This window comes from Streptomyces tropicalis (genome assembly GCF_029269835.1).
Taxonomy (GTDB): domain Bacteria; phylum Actinomycetota; class Actinomycetes; order Streptomycetales; family Streptomycetaceae; genus Streptomyces; species Streptomyces tropicalis.
The window spans coordinates 42,599-60,211 of sequence record NZ_JARJBB010000017.1 but is presented as its reverse complement, the minus strand read 5'-3'; the positions used below and the strand labels follow the sequence as shown (position 1 = coordinate 60,211).

The window sequence follows — 17,613 nt, the reverse complement described above, 5'->3', positions numbered from 1 at the left end:
AGGGAGGACCGACAGACGGGAGGCAGGCTCGTGCTGGTGGTGTCGGCGGAGGTCGGAGAGGCGCTCGACGCGCGCCGTCCGGTGGTGGCCCTGGAGTCCACGATCATCGCCCATGGGCTGCCGCGCCCACGCAATCTGCAGGTGGCGCGGGAACTGGAGGAGGCCGTACGGCAGGAGGGGGCCGTCCCGGCGACGATCGCCGTGCTGGACGGGCGGCCGCACGTCGGCCTGGACGAGGACCGGCTGGAGCGGGTCGCGAACGAGGACGGGATCCGCAAGCTGGGGCACCGCGACCTTCCGCTCGCCGTCGCCTCGGGGGCGAGCGGGGCCACCACGGTGTCCGCGACGGCACTGCTGGCGGCCCGCGCGGGCATCCGGGTGTTCGCGACGGGCGGGCTCGGCGGGGTGCACCGGGAGTGGACGGCGACCCAGGACGAGTCCGCCGACCTGGGACTGCTGGCGCGCACCCGGATCACCGTGGTGTGCGCCGGGGTGAAGTCGATCCTGGACGTGCCGGCGACCCTGCAGCGGCTGGAGACGCTCGGTGTCGCGGTCGCCGGGTACGGCACGGACCGCTTCCCCGGCTTCTACCTCTCGGACTCGGGGCACCCGGTGGACTGGACGCTGCGTACGCCGGACGAGGTGGCCGCGGTGATGCGGGCGCAGGACACCCTCGGGATGCCGGAGTCGGCCCTGGTCGTCGCGCATCCGGTCGCAGCGGAGGAGCAGCTCGATCCGGAGCTGCACGCGCGGGTGCTGGCCGAGGCACTGCGCGCGTGCGAGGACGAGCGGGTGACGGGGCAGGCGGTCACGCCGTTCCTGCTCGACTATTTGGTGCGGCACACGGACGGCGCCTCGCTGCACGCCAACCTGGCCGCCGTGCGCGGCAACGTGCGGCTTGCGGGGCGGGTCGCCGCGGCGTGGGCGCGGAGTTGACCACGCCGCGGCGGCGGACGGGGCAGGCGGCCGCCGGCGCCCTGCTCGTCGTCGGGGACGTGGTCACCGACGTGGTGGCGCGTTTCCGGGGGCCACGTGCGACCGGCACCGACACGGCGGCCGTGATCCGTACCGTGCCCGGCGGCGCGGGGGCCAACGTGGCCTGCTGGGCGGCTCACCGGGGATGCCCGGACGTACGGCTGCTGGGACGCGTGGGCGCGGACTCGGCCGCCTGGCACGAGCGGGAGCTGATCGCGTCGGGGGTGCGTCCCCGGCTCGTCGTGGACGCGGACACGCCGACGGGGACGGTGATCTGCCTGGTCGACGCGGGGGCCGCGGCGGAGCGGACGTTCCTCACGGACAGCGGGGCGTCACTGCGGCTCGGCATCGGGGACTGGTCGGACGGCCTCCTCGACGGGGTCGCCCGGCTGCACCTGTCGGGCTATCTGCTGTTCTCCGAGGAGAGCCGGGAGCTGGTCACGGTCCTCGTATCGGCGGCGCGTGCACGGGGCGTGCCGGTGAGCCTGGATCCGGCGTCGGCCGGTTTCCTCGCGGAGCTGGGCGTGGAGCGGTTCATGGCGCTCGCCGGGCAGGTGGACGTGCTGCTGCCCAGCCGTGACGAGGCGTGTCTGCTGGCCGGGGCTGCCGATCCCGTGAAGGCGGCCGGCGAGCTGAGCCGGCGCGTGGAGCTGGTGGTCGTCACGATGGGAGCCGACGGAGCCGTGGTGGCCCGCTCGGGGACCGTCCGCGGGCGGGTCCCGGCGGTGCCCGTCGCCGCCCGCGACACCACCGGCGCCGGGGACGCCTTCACGGGGGCGTTCCTCGCGGCGCTGCTGGCCGGTGCGGGGCCGGAGGCCGCGGCGGCCGCCGGGTGCGCAGCGGGTGCGCTGGCGGTGGCCCGGACCGGCGGCAGGCCGCCGCCGGCCGTGTAGGGGAGCGGTACGGGTGGGGGTGGGTGCGGTCGTCCGAGACCGCCCCCACCCCCGTCGTCACGCCTTGTGCCCCCAGGCGGAGATCATGGGCGCCGTGGCCAGGTCCATGGTCCCCGAGGCCACGTGGGCCAGATGCCGGTCGATCTCCTCGTCCGTGGCGAGCCCCGCCGTGACGAGCCGGTCGCGGATCTGACGGACCGTCGCGGCCTCCAGAGCGGTGCAGGCGGGGGACGCGACCGGGAAGTACGCGTCGGCCTCCACCCGCTGCAGCCCGGCCTCGCGCAGAAGACGCGGCAGCCGGCGCCCGTACTGCAGGTCGGCGCCGTGCTCGGCGAGGAGGTGGCGGAACCCGTGCCGCAGCCGGTTGGCCAGCTCCTCGGCGGGTCCGTGCTCGTCGGGGCAGAGCAGGGGCTGCAGGCCCGGGTCGGCGTCCTCGATCAGCAGGCGCCCACCGGGCCTCAGCGAGCTGATCATCGACCGCAGCGCGCGTTCCCGGTCCGGGACGTGCACGAGGACGAGCCGGGCGTGCACGAGGTCGAAGCCCTCCCCCGGCGGCTCGTCCGCGGCCACGTCGTGGACCCGGACCTCCACCTGCGGCCGCTCGGCCCCGGCGGCCCAGGAGGTGTCGATGTCGGTGGCGACGACCCTGCCCGTCGGGCCGACCCGGTCGGCCAGCCAGGACACCACGGAGGTGCCGCCCGCGCCGACCTCCCAGACCCGCAGGCCGGGACCGGCGCCGAGGGAGTCGAGGTGCCGGAAGGTCGTGGGGTCGAAGAGGTCGGCAAAGGCGTCGAAGCGCTCGCCCGCCTCGGTCTGCCGGTTGTCGAGGAGATACCCGTCGCCGTCTGTCATACCGGGATCATCGCAGCCGGCCCGGGAGGGGGGGTCACCAGCGCACCGCGGTGAAATCGACCGGGCGGGGGGCGAGGGTCCGGGTGCGTTCGGTCAGGCGTCGCAGGCGGCGTGCCATGTCGTCGGACGGGAGGCGCCGACGGTCGCCGTGCCCCGGCAGCAGCCACTCGAAGCGCAGCCGGCCGACGGTGCGGGCCAGGGAAGCGGCCAGCTCCTCGATGGAGTACCAGGTGACACTGTCCGCCACCTCGACGTCACCCGTCGTGCGGGACCAGTAGAAGCTGTCGCCGCTGAAGCAGTACCGCTCGTCGGCCTGGTAGACCACGCTGCCCCTGGTGTGCCCGGGCAGGGGGAAGGCGGTCACGCCGTCGGCGATCGGTGCCGGCCCGGTGCCGCGGAGCACGCGGTCGGCGTCCGGGGCGGCGTCGAGGTCGCCCTCGTGGATCCACAGCCGGGCGCCGAAGGAGTCGGCCCAGCGGCGGCCGTGCGCCGCATGGTCGCGATGGGTGAGCAGGACATCGGTGACGGTGCCGAGCCTCCCGTAGCGCGCGGCGAGCGGGGTGCTCCAGCGCGGCGTGTCCACCATCATCGCGGTGCCGTCGGGGCGGCGCAGGAGGTAGGAATTCGCGCCCGCGGTGCGCGGGGAGTTGTGACCGCACAGGAGCACGCTGTCGTCCAGGGCCAGCGGGAAGGGGTCCCGGGCCGCGTCCAGCCGCCCGCTCGGCGGGCGGATCGACCGGCTGGGGCAGGCGTGGGCGGCGGCCTGCATCTGCCGTTCCTCATCCGCGCTCTGCGGATCGCGCAGCACGACCGAGCGGCCGTCGGCCTCGCCGATCAGCCCGGGGGCCAGCTGACGGGCGACGTCGCAGTTGGTGCAGCGCTCGTCGACCAACCAGCCGTCCGGTAAACGCTCCTCACCCATGATCGGTTCCTTTCACCGTGCGCCCGCCGATCGGGCGCCCACCTCAGGGGTAACCCGGAGCGGCCCCCCGGGGGAAGGGCACTCGGATCTTGTCATCGCGGTCCCGTGCTGCTCTTCGCGCCACACGCACCGCTCCGGGAGACGCCGTGGGGTATGGCACACCTGGCCCCGGCGCGTCGCGGTCCCCGGTCCGCGGTCGTCCGCGCCGCGCACGGGCACCCGCCCGTCCTCGCAAACCCGATTCGGGCTCCCGACGGCCCCTCTGCCTGCGGCTTTCGTCGCTCCCCCGCCGGCCGTCCGCCGGCCGGCGGCCGTCGTCCACAGGTGCGGTCGAAGTGGAACTCCCGGTTTCCACAGGCTTACCCGGCGCTCACGCGGGGCTGGCAGACTGGCGCGCCAAGGCGCAACCAGCGCGGCGCGAGGAGATCCACGCAAGGAGATCCACATGTCCATGGCAGGGAATCTGCGGAAGGTGACGGGCCTCGACAGGGTCGGTGGCCTCCGCAAGGTGGCACGGCTCGCCCGGCGACGCCTCCGGGTCGACCTGAGTCATCCCGCCCGATCGCCCCTGGGCTCCTCGGTGGTGAAGTGCGTGACGTACCGGGACGGCGTCCGGGTGGCCGACGCCGGCGATCTCGTGGACGCGGTGGCGCGGGTCCGCAAGGCCGGGGACGGATTCGTGTGGCTCGGGCTGCACGAGCCGACGGACGAGGAGTTCGCGGACATCGCCGAGCTGTTCGACCTGCACCCGCTCGCGGTCGAGGACGCGATCGAGGCCCACCAGCGCCCCAAGCTGGAGCGGTACGGGGACACGCTGTTCACCGTCTTCAAGTCGGTCTGCTACGTGGAGCACGAGCAGCTCACCGCGACCAGTGAAGTGGTGAACACCGGCGAGATCATGGTCTTCGTCGGCCGGGACTTCGTCATCACCGTCCGGCACGGGCGGCACGGCTCGCTCGGCCCGCTGCGCGAGGAGCTGGAGTCCGATCCGCAGCAGCTCGCCAAGGGGCCGGCCGCGGTGCTGCACGCGATCGCGGACCACGTGGTGGACGACTACCTGAGCGTCACCGACTCCGTCCAGGCAGACATCGACCTCGTCGAGACGGAGGTCTTCGCGGAGAACGGCGCACGCGTCGACCCGGGCCGGATCTACCAGCTCAAGCGCGAACTGCTGGAGCTGAAGCGGGCGGTGGTGCCGCTGGGCCGCCCGGTGGAGGACCTCGCCACCCGTTCGATCCGCGTGGTCGACCCCGAGATACAGGCCTACTTCCGGGACGTCCTCGACCATCTGATGCGGGCCAAGGACCAGATCGCCTCCTTCGACGAACTGTTGAACTCGATCCTGCAGGCGCACCTCGCACAGGTGACCGTCGCGCAGAACGAGGACATGCGGAAGATCACGGCGTGGGCCGCGGTGATCGCCGTCCCGACCATGGTGTGCGGGGTCTACGGCATGAACTTCGACAACATGCCGGAGCTGCACTGGCGGTTCGGGTATCCGCTGGTCATCGGCGTGATCTCGGTCGCCTGCCTGGTCCTGTACCGCGGCTTCCGGCGCAACGGCTGGCTCTGAGGGGCCGATGGCGGCGAGTCCGCGCGGGAGCGGGGACCACCGCCGGGCGGGACACCGCACCGGGCCGCCGGCCGGGTGCGGCGGCGTCAGCGCCCGCCGCTCCAGGCGGGATGGCGGGGGTCGTCGGCGCGGACGAGGACGTCGGCCGTGCCGGCGGGGTCCGTCTCCGCGGCGTAGCGCTCGAAGGCGGGCAGCATCCAGTGCTCGGTCTCCCGAGTGCGCCGGCGCAGGGCGCCCTCGGACAGGGAGACGTGCACGGTCAGATCGAAGGGGAACCAGTGACGCAGAAGGAGGGGGCCGTGCAGCAACAGCACTCCCCCGGGCGGGAGGTGGACGTAGGGGCTGCGGGTGGCACGGTCGGCGACCGGGTCCCACAGGTCGGGCAGGACACGGCCGTCACCGCCCTGTTCGAGGGGGCCGAAGACCTCCCGCCACAGGGCGCCGGTGTCGAACCAGCCGTCGTAGTAGGCGTCGACGTCCTGGTGGCCGTACTCGAAGCGGAGGGAGGCGGGGCGGAGGAAGTCCTCGGTGCTCACGACGAGCGCGGGGCGGCCGCGGGTGCGCAGGGCGTCCCGGACACGCACGGCGAGCTCACCTGGACGGGCGGCGGGCGCACCGTCGACGGCGACGCGCGGCCGGGTCCCGCCGTCGCCCGGCGCCAGGTCGAGCAGGCGCTCGGCGAGGAGGTCCCCGAGCCGTTCCCAGGTGATCGCTTCGAATCGCACAGGGCCCATGATGCCGCGGGGCCGCCGCCTCGCCGAAGACAGGGAGGCAGGGCCACCGGCCCCGGGGTGCCCCGGACCGTGGACGGGGAATGAAGGAGCCATGGCAGCTCCGGCAATCACCCTCGCCCGTGGGGGACTTCTCGTCGTCCAGCCGGTCCGGCGCAAGCACTGCGCCGCGTGCCGTCGGGGGCCACTGCCGCTGCTGGTCCTGGAGGAGGGCGTGCCGCGGTGCCTGGACTGCGCCGACCTGGGCCACCTGGTGTTCCTGCCGCGCGGCGACACCGCGCTGACCCGCCGGTCCCGGGAGGAGAGCGTGCTGTCGGCGGTGGTGGTGCGCTTCAACCGGCGCCGGGGCCGGTACGAGCGGCAGGGCGTGCTCGTCGAGGAGGCGGCGCTCGCGCGGGCCGAGGCCCGGTGCCTGGCGGACGCGGAAGCCCGACGCCGCCGGCGGGCCCGGGACGCCCGGCGGCGGGACGCGGAGGACGTCCGGTTCGCGGAGGCGTTCACCGGGGAGATCCGGAGGCTGTTCCCGGGCTGCCCCGAGGAGCGGGCCCGGGACATCGCCGGGCACGCCTCCCTCCGGGGAAGCGGCCGGGTCGGGCGCAGCGCGGCCGGGCGCGCCCTGTCCGAGGGTGCGGTGATCTCGGCGGTCGTGGCCTCCGTACGGCATCTGGACACGGCGTACGACCGGCTCCTCATGGACGGCGTCGTGCGGTACGAGGCGCGGCGGCGGATCGCGCCGGGAGTGGAGGGCGTGCTGCGGACGTGGCGGGAGACCAGGGCCGACGACGGCGAGGACCCGGCACGACCGGACACGTGACGGGGCGGGGTGGGGCGGTGGGTGGGGGTAGGGGGGAGGGGGCCCCACCCGGAGCGGAGCCGAACCGCTGACGCACCGGGACCCGGGCACCCGGCCGCGGACACACCGGAGCCGAGCACTCGGTCGCAGACGCACCGGGAGCCAAGCACCCGACCGGGGACGAACCGGACCCGTCAGACCCACCACAGACGCACCGGAGCCGAGCACCCGACCGGGGACGAACCGGACCGTCGGACCCACCGCAGACGCACCGGAGCCGAGCACCCGACCGGGGACGAACCGGACCCGTCAGACCCACCACAGACGCACCGGAGCCGAGCACCCGACCGGGGACGAACCGGACCCGTCAGACCCACCACAGACGCACCGGAGCCGAGCACCCGACCGGGGAGGAACCGGGCCGTCGGGCCGGCGGCGAGGACGGACGAGGCGCTCCGGCCGGAGAACCGGGCGGCCGGGCGGCCGTCCTCCGCCGACCCCCTTCTGATCCCCTCGCCGATCCCCTGCGAAGGTGCCGTCGCAGGCCCTGCGTGCCGGGTCGGTGGGACGTATCGTGGCCGGAAGAGTGCCGCCCGATGTCGCACGGCGCGCCGTCCGCGTTCGCAAGGGAGACGGCCATGGCCGATCCCAAGGGTTTCATGACCACGCCCCGCCGGGAGTGGCCCCGCAGGCCCGTGGAGGAACGGGCCCGGGACTGGGACGAGGTCTATGTGCCGGGCGCCCTGTTGCCGATCATCAGTGCGCAGGCCGACCGCTGCATGGACTGCGGCGTCCCCTTCTGTCACGACGCCTGTCCGCTGGGGAACCTGATCCCGGAGTGGAACGACCTGGTGTCCCGGGAGGACTGGCGGGCGGCGAGCGACCGGTTGCACGCGACGAACAACTTCCCCGAGTTCACCGGCCGGTTGTGTCCGGCGCCGTGCGAGGCGGGCTGTGTGCTCGCGATCAACCAGCCGGCGGTCACGATCAAGAACGTGGAGTGCGCGATCGGCGACCGGGCGTGGGAGGAGGGGTTCGTGCCGCCGCGGCCGCCGGAGCGGTTGTCGGGGCGGACGGTCGCGGTGATCGGGTCGGGTCCGACGGGGCTCGCGGCGGCGCAGCAGCTGACCCGGGCGGGGCACACGGTCGCGGTGTACGAGCGGGACGACCGGCTCGGCGGGCTGATGCGGTACGGGATTCCCGAGTTCAAGATGGAGAAGCGTCATCTGGAGCGGCGGCTGGAGCAGATGCGGGCCGAGGGGACGAAGTTCCGTACGTCGACGGTGGTCGGGCGGGACGTCGGGGCGGCGGAGCTGCGGACGCGCTACGACGCGGTGGTGATCGCCACGGGGGCGACGGCGTGGCGGGAACTGGAGGTGCCGGGGCGGGAGTTGGCCGGCATTCACCAGGCGATGGTGTATCTGCCGCTGGCCAACCGGGTGCGTGAGGGGGATCTGGAGAGCAATCCGCTGTCCGCGGTGGACCGTCATGTCGTCATCGTCGGCGGCGGGGACACCGGTGCCGACTGTCTGGGTACGGCCGTGCGGGAGCGTGCCGCGTCGGTGACCCAGTTGGACATCTACGCGCAGCCGGAGGCCGCGCGGGACGAGGATGCGGAGCCCTGGCCGACGTATCCGAAGATCTACCGGCTGTCGGCGGCGCACGAGGAGGCGCGGGATCTGCGGACGGCGCCGGCCGCGGATGCGGACGCGCGGCTGTTCGCGGCGTCGACGCTGCGTTTCGAGGGCGATGCGGACGGTCATGTGCGGTCGCTGCATCTGGTCGAGGTGGATGCGGCCCGGCAGCCGGTGCCCGGTACGGGGCGGTCAGTGCCGGCGGATCTGGTGCTGCTGGCGCTGGGCTTCTCCGGGCCCGACCGGACGGACGGGCTCGTCGACCAGCTGGGGGTGGCGTTGACGCCGCGGGGGACGATCGCGAGGGACGCGGGTTTCGCGACGAACGTGCCGGGGGTGTTCGCGGCCGGGGACGCGGCGCGCGGTCAGTCGCTGATCGTGTGGGCGATCGCGGAGGGCCGTGCGGTGGCGGCGGCGGTGGACCGTCATCTGACGGGGAGTTCGCAGTTGCCGGCGCCGATAGGGCCGTACGACCGGCCGATGACGGTGTAGCGGCGCCGGGCGCCCCGTCGACGGGGCTGCTCCCCGGCTCGCTTTCCGGTCCGGGGTTCCGGCGGTCCCGGCTCGCTCTCCCGGCACGGGCCTCCGGCGGTCCCGGCGGGCCCCGTCGGCCCGGCACCCGTGCTCCCCGGCGACCGGGACCCGGTCCGGCCCCGCCGAACCGGCTCGGGTGCGTCAGCCGGGTCGGCCGTCTCGGTCAGGTCGGACAGGTCGACCGACTCGGCCAGGCCGGACAGGCCGGTCGGACGGGCCAGGCGCGTCGTGCGGCTCGGCTCAGGTCAGCAGGAAGTCGGCCTCTCCGGCCTTGGCGCCGCGGATGAAGGCGGTCATCTCGTCGGAGGTGTAGATGAGGGCGGGGCCGTCCGGGTCGGTGGACTGGCGTACGGCTATGCGGCCGTCGGCCAGTTTCATCGCCTCCAGGCAGTTGCCGCCGTTGCCGCCGCTCCACGGTTTGTGCCAGCCCTCGCTGCCGAGGTCGCGGGCGGGCATGCCGTTGTAGATCCGCTCGCCGCGGTTCCGCGGTGCGGAGGGGGACGTCATGCGATCCATTCACAGCTCCTTGCGGAGATCCCGGAGGATCTCCTTCGTGCGTTGTGCCGTAGCGGCCTGCGCCGCCATGCGGTCCATGACCTCGAGGTGGGTGGCCACCTCGTGGCGCGCGTCGAGGTAGACGGCGCCGGTCAGGTACTCGCTGTAGACCATGTCCGGGAGTTCGGGCATGGCGAATCGGAACAGCACGAAGGGCCCGTACGTGCCGGGGTGCGGCCCGGACGAGAAAGGGGCTATCTGCAGGGTCACGTTGGGCAGCTTCGTGGCCTCGAGCAATGAGTCGATCTGAGCACGCATCACCTCCGGGCCGCCGACGGGGCGGCGCAGTGCGGTTTCGTCCAGCACGACCCAGAAGCGGGGCGCGTCGGGGCGGGTGAGCAGTGACTGGCGCTGCATGCGGAGTGCGACGTGGCGTTCGGTGTCGTCGGGGTGGATGTGTCCGACGGCGCCGGATTCGAGGACTCCGCGTGCGTAGTCCTCGGTCTGCAGGAGGCCGGGGACGAAGTGCGGTTCGTAGCAGCGGATGAGTACGGCCGCGCCCTCCAGGCTGACGTACAGGGAGAACCAGCCGGGGAGGATGTCGTGGAAGCGCTGCCACCAGCCGGGCCGGTTGGCGTCCTCGGTGAGCTGGACGAAGGCGTCGGCCTCCTCGTCGCAGACGCCGTACGCCTTCAGCAGTATTTGGACGTACGGGATTTTGAGGGCGACCTCTGCCGTCTCCATGCGGCGGACGGTGGCGGGGGCGACGTGGAGGACGCGGGCGGCCTCCTCGCGTTTGAGGCCGGCGCGCTCACGGAGGTCCATCAGGCGCCTGCCGAGTACGACCTGCCCGACGGTCGGCGCGGACCGAGGTTCGCTCATCATCACCCCCTCACCAGGAATCCTGACAGCCCTGCGGCGCCATGCGAAGACCCGTTCGAGGACCCGGGCGGGGCCTCGGCGATCCCAACTGGCGCCGCTCAACCTGCTGTTGCGAGCAGTGTGCCACGCCGCTTCACCAAGTCGCACAGCAGTCTGCATTTTTCAGAGTGATGCTTGCCAAGTGCTCGCGGCGGGGCGATAGTGGCAAGCGTGATTCCGTCCCCGCCCTTAGGAGCAGACGCCGTCGCGGACCGTTCCGGTCCCGGCGCCATCACGGGAGCGGACCCCTCCGGGGCCGCCGCCGAACGCAGGTTCCACTTCGAGGTGGCCGCACATCCGGCGTCCCCCGCCCGGGCCAGGCGCCTGGCCCGCGCCCGGCTGAGCCGCTGGTCGGTGGGCGAGGACACCTGCGACTCCGCGGCGCTGGTCGTGTCCGAGCTGGTCACCAACGCGATCGTGCACACCGCGAGCAGCCGCGTCGTCTGCGAGCTGCGCGACGGCGAGGACGGGATACGGATAGCGGTGCGCGACGAGGGGTGCGCACCGGGTGAGCCCCACCGGGCCCCGCACAGGCCGGAGGAGGAGCAGGGGAGGGGACTGCTTCTCGTCGACGCGCTGTGCCGGGCGTGGGGGACGCGGGCACACGGGCCGGGTCTGCTGGTCTGGGCGGAGCTGCAGCGCACGGCGGACGCACCGGGCGTAGGCTGCGCGCCGCGCGGCGACCTGGGGTGGGGCGCCCGGCCGAAGCAGGGCCCGGCCCGTGGGCCGGAGGACGGGAGCGGCGACGAGCCGCAGGCACGCCGTGGAGCGGGGGCCGCATGGGGGTGAGCGGCGGCTCGGGTGGGCAGGTGCTCGGCCTGGACACCCTGGTGCGCCTCGGGCGGGCGCTGCGCGGGCCGGGTCGGTCCGGGCCGCCGGGGGCGCTGCGGCGGCTGGTGCTTCCCGAGGGCATGACGACGCCGCTGGGCTGCGACGCGGTGGCCGTGCCTGCGCGGCTCGGGCCGCTGGTGCTGCCCCGGCTGCCGCGTTCGGGCTGCGTCTACGCGGATGCGGCGCACTGGTGGTGGGTCGTCCCGTCCGACTCCGACTACGCCCTGCACTGGCCGGCCCCGGTCCGCTACGCGCCCGGCACGCTGCATCCCGACGTGTCCCGGCCCCCGGTGCTCATCCACCGGCCGGACGGCACGGTGCCGTACACGCCGCCGATCCCGCTGTATCTCACCGTGTGCCGGGTGACGGGGACGGCCCCGTCCTGGACGCGCCCGATCAGCGCCTGACGAAGCGTCCGCGGTGCCTGACCGGCCGTTCCGTCCGGCGGGCCCGCCGGACGGCGACGGCTGCCCGTCACGGAGGGCGGTTCACCTCACGCGGGTCGCACCACGACCCGTACCGGAGCGACCGCGGTGCCTGCGGGGTCCGCGGCGCCCGCGGTGTCCGCCGTGCCGTCGGCGCGCGCGGCGTCGTCCGTGGCGCCCCGAACGATCACCAGGAACGTGTCCGAGGCGAGGTCCATCACGACCTCGGCGGGCAGGCCCTCCAGCCGTCGTGCGTGGGCGAACTCCTCCGCCGGCCAGGATCCGCGGGGGCCTCCCGCGGGAAAGCGCTCGATCACCGTTCGCCCGTCCACCCTGCACCTCCGTGTAGCGCTGTACTCGTTGAGTCAAACGCTCGGGACGGGGTGAACGGCTCGGGGCGTGACGGTAATGAGACGCAGTCGACACGGGTTCCGCATCGACCGCGGGCGGGGACCGCGGGGGCGGGGCCGCTCGTGCACCCTCCGTCCCGGCCCGCGCACGCGCCACCGCCGCGGCCTACTCGTACTCGTCGTGGTAGCGGACGCGGTCGCTGCCCGCGGGTGCGCCGAGGGCCGAGGCGCGTCCGCGGGGCTCCTCCCACTCCTCCTGCCGGCCCAGCGCGGTGAGGTCCAGCAGGCTGGTGGTGGAGCCGAGTCCGTCGAGGCCGCGCTCGTAGGCCGAGTAGGTGTGGAAGACCCGGTCGCGCTCCCTCAGGAAGCAGCTGAGGCCGGGCCGTTCGACGAGTTCCCCGTCGCGTTCCAGCGTGGCGCCGAAGTCGCGGTTGAAGTCGCTGCCGCAGGAGGAGTACCAGGGCACCGTCCAGCCCATGCGTGCCTTGAAGGGCAGCAGTTTCGGGTACGGCGCCCGGGAGACCGCTGCGAACGAGGTGCCGCGGGCGTGCAGGTGCGCGAGGTGCCCGATCTGGTCGAGGAAGGCGGAGCAGCTGCGGCAGCCGGCGTCCCATTCGGGGGCGAACATGAAGTGGTGGACGACGAGTTGGTCGCGGCCGGCGAAGAGGTCCAGGAGTACGGCTTTGCCGTCGCCGCCCTCGAAGACGTATTCGGTGTCGATCTCGACCATGGGCAGTCTGCGCCGCTCTGCGTTGAGCGCGTCCCGCGCGCGCGTGGCCGCCTTCTCCTTGAGCAGCAACTCCTCCCGTGCCGCGCGCCACTGCTCGCGCGGGACGATGTCCGGAAGCGCCATGGGGTCCCTCCTGTGCGACGGTCCGTCCGGTGTGGTGACCGGCGGGGTGCCGGGAACTCATCGCGGCGCCGGGAGTTTTTGCGCTTCCGCGTCCGCGAGTCGTCCCCTGTGTCCCTTCCGGAGGCGACGCGGTCCAGGATGCACCCGGCCGCGAACAGGTTTTGGCACCTCCCCGGGGGGCCGGGACGGGCGGTGCACGGCCCCAACTCCCCTCTTCCCGAACGGACGTGGAGGGGCGGTGCGGTCAGGCGGTGCGGACGGTCCCGGGGTGCGGCGGGGCCGGGGGCGTGCGGGGCCCGCGCAGACCGGTTCGGATGCGCCCGCGCTCCAGTTCGCGCAGGAGTTCGGTGAGGCGCGGTGTGCCGGGGGGTGAGCCGGCCCGTGTCGTCGAGGTGCACGGCGCAGGTGGCGGCGGTGCCGACGAGGTGTTCGAGGGTGCGGGCCACGTCGTCCGTGCCCTCGGTGTGGCGGGCCAGGACGGGGAGTTCGGCGGCGGGGAGGCGGAGGAGCGGTGCGGCGGGGACGCGGCGGGTGGGAAGGGGTGGGAGGGCCGGGCGCGGGGCGGGAGCCCGCGGGGCCGGGTGTGTGGCGAAGGGTGGTGCGGAGGGTGGTGCGGCGGATCACGGAGCTCCTGGCGTCGGTCGACGGCGGGGTGTGCCTTCGGGCGCCGGTGGCCGGGCGGTGCGCTGTGCCGCCGGCGGGAGGTGCCGTACGTGGAAGGCGCAGGACGGGCGGGTTTCCGGCGTGTGACGATCGGCCGGGGTCGCGGGAGGACCCCGCCGTGGGCGGCCCGGGCAGGGGCGGCGGAGCACCCGGAACCGACGGTCCGACTCGCGGGGGGGGGCGGGGAGCGGGTGCGCCGGAGGGCATCCCGTGTCGTCAACGTGGCTCCGTGGGGCGGGCGTTGTCCTACCGTGGGGACATGGCGCTGCATCACCACAGTGATGAACCGTGGCGGGTGAGGGTGGACGACGAGGCCGGCAGTCCTCGCGGTGCGGGGGTGCTGCTGGACGACCGGCACGTCCTGACGTGCGCGCATGTCGTGCGGGCCGCGGGGGCGGCGCCCGGCGGCGCGGCCGGGAGGGTGCGGGTCAGCAGTGTGGCGTGCCGTCCGGAGTGGCGGCTGCCGGCGCGGGTGGCGCCGGGCTCGTGGGTGTACGACGCCGACGCGCAGCGCGGTGACGTGGCGCTGCTCGAACTGGAGGAGCCGGCTCCGTGCGGTCTGCGCACCACGTTGTGGAAGGTGCCGATCGCCGGGGGCCGGGTCCGGGTGTACGGCTTCCCGCAGGGTGAGCCGTACGGCATCTGGACGGACGCGGAACTCGCCGGTTCCGGTGGGCGCCGGGGCGAGCGGGTGCTGCTGAAGCGGCTGCGGGCGGGCGACCCCTGGGTGGAGCAGGGGTATTCGGGTGCGGGGGTGGTGGCGCGGGGCGGCGAGTTCGACGGGCGGGTCATCGGGGTGGTGGTGGCCAAGTACGTCAGCGGGGACGCGCGGGCGGCCTGGATGCTGCCGACGGAGACGGCGTTGACGTACCTGCCGCGGATCGGGGAGTTCACCGGCGGCGACCGCTACGACGAACTCGGGCCGCGCGGGCCGGAGGTGCCGGGGAACGTGCTGGGCAGTCCGCTGCGGCTGGCGCTGACGCAGGAGCTGACGCGGCTGCTGCTCGGCGGCTGGGCGGGCACCGTCGTCGTCGGCACGGGCGGCACGACCGGGGTGGGGTCGTCGTGGCTGGTGCGGCTGGTGCGCACGGCCGACCCGGCGGTCCGCGCGACGGCGGGCGACGACGACTTCGCGGGGGCGCCCGGGGACACGGTCCTCGGTCTCGGCTCCATCGACGCGGCCTACGACGCCCGGGGCCGGTCCGTGGAGGAGGTCCGCGACTATCTGGTGGGCCGGTTCGGGCTGCCCGGCGGCCCGGTGCGGGACGTGGGGCGGCAGTTGCTGCGCCGCCGGCCGCCGGCCTGCCTGGTGGTGGGCGGCGTGGACCGGGCCGCGGACCCGGACGCGCTGGTGCGGGAGCTGCTGGCGCCCCTGGCCGCCCGGGCCGCATCACGCGGTCTGCGTCTCGTCCTCGGGTTCGTGGACCGGCCGCCCGCGGACCTCCCCTACGACGTGTCCCTGGACCCCGAGCCGCTGCACGGCGTCACACCGGGCCCGGTGTCGTCCGCGGACACGCAGGCGGCGGTCGCCCGGCTCGCGGCCGCGGAGGAGGCAGCGGCGCGTCTGCAGGAGCGGCAGGGGTGGCAGTACTTCGGTGCGCCGCGGCTGCCGCACGCGACGGCGCCCCGGCTGCGGGTCCGGCTGGCCGTGGCCCGGCGCACGGAGCCGAACCCGGAACTGGCCGCCGTGCGCGAGGAGGCACTGCGGGCGCTCGCCGCGGTCGGGCACCACGAGCGGGTGCTGCGGCGCATGATCGCCGCCCACGAGGACCTCGGCACCAGTCTGGAGCTGCACCGGGTGCGCGCGGCACGGTACTTCGGCGACGAGGACCGTGCGCTGGGCGAGCTGCACGCGCCCGCGGCCCGCGCCCTGCAGAGGGCGCCGGTCGATCTGGCCGCCGCCCGGGTGCTGGTCGCGGACTACGTCGACGAGGTGAACCGGCGGATCGACGAAGGGTGAGGCGTTGGTGAGGTGCAACCGCCCCGACTGCGGCCGCGGCGACATCGACGGCAGCGGCTTCTGCGCGGAGTGCGACCGGGAGCCGCTGCCGCCGGACCGGCCGGGGGACGTCGGCCGCCCGGCGGTGCCGGCGCCGGGTGCCGGCACGGGTGTGGCGCCGGTGCGTCCCGATCCCTGGTACGGGCTGGACCTGGTCGACTCCGGTGACGTCCCGGAGGCGCCGGACCGGGCGTTCCACCCCGGCGAGCCGGTCGCGGAGGACCACCGGTTCTGCCCGAACCCGGCGTGCGGGCGGCCGGTGGGCCGCGGGCACGACGGCGTGCCCGGCCGGGCCGCCGGGTTCTGCACGCACTGCGGCACCCGTTTCGACTTCACGCAGCCGGACGGCCTGACCATCGCGGGACGCTACGCCGTCCGGCGCGTCCTCGGCTCGGGGGCCTACGGGGCGGCGTACCTGGCGCACGACCCGAACCTCGACACGCACGTGGTCCTCAAGGCCCTGAACCGTTCGGTGGCCGCGACCGCGCTGAACGAGCGGAACGCGCTGGTGGGACTGCGGCACGACAGCATCGTCCGCATCCTCGGCTACGAGCCGGAGGGGCCGCACCTGGTCCTGGAGTACGTGCCGGGCGCCCCGCTGTCGGCGCGGGACGGGGACCGGCTGGAGACCCTGCTGGCGCACGGCATCCGCGTCCTCCAGGCCCTCGACTACCTGCACGCGCGGGGACTGCTGCACTGCGACGTCAAGCCGCTGAACATCATCCGGTACCCGGAGGAGGGGCCGGCGGGGCCGCTGGACCGGGTGCGGCTCATCGATTTCGGCGCGGTGCGCTCGCGGGACCGCGACACCGGCCCGGTCGTCGCGTACACCCGGGGCTACGCGCCGCCGGAGGGCGACCCGGAGCATGCCCGGCCCACTCCCGGATTCGACCTGTTCGGCCTGGGGATGACACTGCGCGAGGTGTGCCGCCGGCACGGCGGCGACCGGGCGGCGCCCGGGGTGGACTCGCTGATGCTGCTGCTGGAGCGTGCGACGGATCCCGCGGTGCCGCGGCGGCGGTTCGTCACGGCCCGGCAGTTCGGGGAGCAGCTCAGCGGCGTCGTCCGGCAGATCGTGGCCGCGCCGCCGACGTACCGTCAGGTGACGCGGGCGTCGGCGCTGTTCGGGTCGATGACGGAACCGCTCGACGGTGGTCTCGGAGCGGCCCGCCCGCTCGGCCACTGGATCCGTGCGGAGGTGACCGGCGGGGCGGAGCTGTCGATGCCCGCGCCGTTCGGTGTGCCGGAGCCGGGGGACATCGCGGCCGCGCTGCCCGCGCCGCTGTCCGACCCGGACGACCCGGTCCCCGCCGGGGTGGGTGCCGCGCTGGCCGAGAGCCGGCTCGCGCTGCGCCGCCGGGACGCGGCGGCGGCCGACCGGGCGCTCGCCCGGGCGGGCCTGCCCGACTGGCACTGGCTGCACCGCTGGTACGCGGGGCTGGTGGCGCTGGGGCGCGGGGACGCCCGGACGGCGTCGGGGCATGTCGCCGAGGTGCGGCGGTCCCTGCCGGGGGAACTGGTGCCGCAGCTCGCGCTCGGCCTGTGCGCCGAGTACCACGGCGGGCCGGACGACCTGGAGGTCGCCCGGTCCCACTACCGCACCGTCTTCGCCACCACGCCCGCGCTCGGCGCGGCGGCCTTCGGCCTGGCCCGGGTGGATCTGCTCGCCGGGCGGCGCGCGGAGGCGGTCGCCACGGCCGAGCGGCTGGCCGGGGAGTTCCGCCACGAGCAGCAGGCGCGGGTCGCCGCGGTGCGGCTGCTCGTCACGGCGCTCACCGGGCCGGGGTGCACTCCTCCCACGCCGGAGGACCTGGAGCGGGCGCGGGCCGCGGCGGCCGGGCTCGACGTCGACGACGCGGCGGCCGCCGGGCTGCGCGCCGAGATCGCCTGTGCGGAGTTCCTGCACGACCGGGACCGGCTGCGGCTGTCGGAGGCGGTGCGGGCGCTGCGCGCGCACGCCCCCACCGCCGCCGGGTACGTCGCCCTCGTCGATCTGGCGAACCGGCTGCGTCCGCCGCTGACGCGGGGATGGTCACGGCGTCGTACCGGACTCGGTCGATCCCGTTTCCGGCGCGCACCCGGCACGCTAGGCTCCTGATACGTCACACAGCGGATGCGCGCCGTACGGGTGGAGGCGCGGGGCGCACCGGGCACGGGGCCGGCGCGAGG

General features: G+C 74.8%; 15 protein-coding genes and 2 pseudogenes. 9 read left to right on the top strand and 8 right to left on the bottom strand.

All coding sequences use genetic code 11. The features are described 5' to 3' along the window. The first annotated feature begins 30 nt into the window (after positions 1-30). Together P3H78_RS25835 and P3H78_RS25830 are read left to right on the top strand one after the other, a co-directional pair. On the top strand, positions 31-936 hold the full coding sequence (locus P3H78_RS25835; protein ID WP_276111554.1) for a pseudouridine-5'-phosphate glycosidase: 906 nt from the start codon (positions 31-33) through the stop codon (positions 934-936). Beyond that, the gene (locus tag P3H78_RS25830) at positions 921-1,868 is read left to right on the top strand and encodes a carbohydrate kinase family protein (RefSeq protein ID WP_276111553.1); all 948 of its coding nucleotides are present in this window, start codon (positions 921-923) and stop codon (positions 1,866-1,868) included. Before P3H78_RS25835 ends, P3H78_RS25830 begins: the two co-directional genes overlap by 16 nt. Before the next feature lie 57 nt (positions 1,869-1,925). On the opposite strand, the gene P3H78_RS25825 is transcribed toward P3H78_RS25830, so the two are convergent. Beyond that, complete coding sequence (locus tag P3H78_RS25825; RefSeq protein ID WP_276111552.1) at positions 1,926-2,720, bottom strand: methyltransferase domain-containing protein; 795 nt, start codon at positions 2,718-2,720, stop codon at positions 1,926-1,928. Positions 2,721-2,754: 34 nt separating this feature from the next. Next, positions 2,755-3,642, bottom strand: coding sequence for an MBL fold metallo-hydrolase (locus P3H78_RS25820; RefSeq protein ID WP_276111551.1), 888 nt, complete (start codon positions 3,640-3,642; stop codon positions 2,755-2,757). A 445-nt stretch (positions 3,643-4,087) separates the two neighbouring features. Here P3H78_RS25820 and P3H78_RS25815 point away from each other — a divergent pair, with 445 nt between their 5' ends. Further along, the gene (locus P3H78_RS25815; RefSeq protein ID WP_276111550.1) at positions 4,088-5,215 is read left to right on the top strand and encodes a magnesium and cobalt transport protein CorA; all 1,128 of its coding nucleotides are present in this window, start codon (positions 4,088-4,090) and stop codon (positions 5,213-5,215) included. Between the two features lie 86 nt (positions 5,216-5,301). Here the strand turns inward: P3H78_RS25815 and P3H78_RS25810 are convergent, their stop codons facing one another. After that, positions 5,302-5,949 carry a nucleoside/nucleotide kinase family protein gene (locus tag P3H78_RS25810; protein ID WP_276111549.1) on the bottom strand — a complete coding sequence of 216 codons (648 nt, stop codon included), beginning with the start codon at positions 5,947-5,949 and terminating at the stop codon, positions 5,302-5,304. A 91-nt stretch (positions 5,950-6,040) separates the two neighbouring features. On the opposite strand from P3H78_RS25810, the gene P3H78_RS25805 reads away from it, so the two are divergent. Then, complete coding sequence (locus P3H78_RS25805; RefSeq protein ID WP_276111548.1) at positions 6,041-6,760, top strand: DUF2293 domain-containing protein; 720 nt, start codon at positions 6,041-6,043, stop codon at positions 6,758-6,760. Positions 6,761-7,377: 617 nt separating this feature from the next. Further along, a complete protein-coding gene (locus P3H78_RS25800; protein WP_276111547.1) occupies positions 7,378-8,865 on the top strand; it encodes a glutamate synthase subunit beta in 1,488 nt (495 codons plus the stop codon). A 282-nt stretch (positions 8,866-9,147) separates the two neighbouring features. On the opposite strand, the gene P3H78_RS25795 is transcribed toward P3H78_RS25800, so the two are convergent. Both P3H78_RS25795 and P3H78_RS25790 read right to left on the bottom strand, forming a co-directional pair. Further along, positions 9,148-9,423: a DUF397 domain-containing protein gene (locus tag P3H78_RS25795; protein ID WP_276111546.1), complete on the bottom strand. Its 276-nt coding sequence runs from the start codon at positions 9,421-9,423 to the stop codon at positions 9,148-9,150. Further along, positions 9,424-10,284, bottom strand: a complete 861-nt coding sequence (locus P3H78_RS25790) for a Sco1979 family transcriptional regulator (RefSeq protein WP_276111545.1) — start codon at positions 10,282-10,284, stop codon at positions 9,424-9,426. A gap of 201 nt (positions 10,285-10,485) precedes the next feature. On the opposite strand from P3H78_RS25790, the gene P3H78_RS25785 reads away from it, so the two are divergent. Next, on the top strand, positions 10,486-11,112 hold the full coding sequence (locus tag P3H78_RS25785; RefSeq protein WP_276111544.1) for an ATP-binding protein: 627 nt from the start codon (positions 10,486-10,488) through the stop codon (positions 11,110-11,112). Continuing rightward, on the top strand, positions 11,103-11,561 hold the full coding sequence (locus P3H78_RS25780) for a hypothetical protein (protein ID WP_276111543.1): 459 nt from the start codon (positions 11,103-11,105) through the stop codon (positions 11,559-11,561). Before P3H78_RS25785 ends, P3H78_RS25780 begins: the two co-directional genes overlap by 10 nt. A gap of 194 nt (positions 11,562-11,755) precedes the next feature. Here P3H78_RS25780 and P3H78_RS33675 read toward each other — a convergent pair. From P3H78_RS33675 to P3H78_RS25765, 3 genes and pseudogenes are all read right to left on the bottom strand, one after another. Further along, a pseudogene (locus P3H78_RS33675) lies at positions 11,756-11,911 on the bottom strand (DUF8839 family protein); the annotation flags it as partial. Positions 11,912-12,095: 184 nt separating this feature from the next. Further along, positions 12,096-12,782, bottom strand: coding sequence for a DUF899 domain-containing protein (locus P3H78_RS25770; protein WP_276111542.1), 687 nt, complete (start codon positions 12,780-12,782; stop codon positions 12,096-12,098). A gap of 244 nt (positions 12,783-13,026) precedes the next feature. Continuing rightward, positions 13,027-13,282 (bottom strand): annotated as a pseudogene (locus P3H78_RS25765) (FUSC family protein); the annotation flags it as partial. Between the two features lie 422 nt (positions 13,283-13,704). Here P3H78_RS25765 and P3H78_RS25760 point away from each other — a divergent pair. Both P3H78_RS25760 and P3H78_RS25755 read left to right on the top strand, forming a co-directional pair. Further along, on the top strand, positions 13,705-15,405 hold the full coding sequence (locus P3H78_RS25760) for a trypsin-like serine peptidase (RefSeq protein WP_276111541.1): 1,701 nt from the start codon (positions 13,705-13,707) through the stop codon (positions 15,403-15,405). Positions 15,406-15,412: 7 nt separating this feature from the next. Beyond that, positions 15,413-17,542: a tetratricopeptide repeat protein gene (locus P3H78_RS25755; protein ID WP_276111540.1), complete on the top strand. Its 2,130-nt coding sequence runs from the start codon at positions 15,413-15,415 to the stop codon at positions 17,540-17,542. Positions 17,543-17,613 lie beyond the last annotated feature (71 nt).

What these genes read in the sequence shown, in the direction of transcription:
- P3H78_RS25820 (WP_276111551.1), bottom strand. Translation starts at nt 3,642, where the DNA reads ATGGGTGAGGAGCGTTTACCGGACGGCTGGTTGGTCGACGAGCGCTGC.
- P3H78_RS25805 (WP_276111548.1), top strand. Translation starts at nt 6,041, where the DNA reads ATGGCAGCTCCGGCAATCACCCTCGCCCGTGGGGGACTTCTCGTCGTC.
- P3H78_RS25800 (WP_276111547.1), top strand. Translation starts at nt 7,378, where the DNA reads ATGGCCGATCCCAAGGGTTTCATGACCACGCCCCGCCGGGAGTGGCCC.
- P3H78_RS25770 (WP_276111542.1), bottom strand. Translation starts at nt 12,782, where the DNA reads ATGGCGCTTCCGGACATCGTCCCGCGCGAGCAGTGGCGCGCGGCACGG.
- P3H78_RS25780 (WP_276111543.1), top strand. Translation starts at nt 11,103, where the DNA reads ATGGGGGTGAGCGGCGGCTCGGGTGGGCAGGTGCTCGGCCTGGACACC.
- P3H78_RS25760 (WP_276111541.1), top strand. Translation starts at nt 13,705, where the DNA reads ATGGCGCTGCATCACCACAGTGATGAACCGTGGCGGGTGAGGGTGGAC.
- P3H78_RS25825 (WP_276111552.1), bottom strand. Translation starts at nt 2,720, where the DNA reads ATGACAGACGGCGACGGGTATCTCCTCGACAACCGGCAGACCGAGGCG.
- P3H78_RS25790 (WP_276111545.1), bottom strand. Translation starts at nt 10,284, where the DNA reads ATGAGCGAACCTCGGTCCGCGCCGACCGTCGGGCAGGTCGTACTCGGC.
- P3H78_RS25815 (WP_276111550.1), top strand. Translation starts at nt 4,088, where the DNA reads ATGTCCATGGCAGGGAATCTGCGGAAGGTGACGGGCCTCGACAGGGTC.
- P3H78_RS25810 (WP_276111549.1), bottom strand. Translation starts at nt 5,949, where the DNA reads ATGGGCCCTGTGCGATTCGAAGCGATCACCTGGGAACGGCTCGGGGAC.
- P3H78_RS25795 (WP_276111546.1), bottom strand. Translation starts at nt 9,423, where the DNA reads ATGGATCGCATGACGTCCCCCTCCGCACCGCGGAACCGCGGCGAGCGG.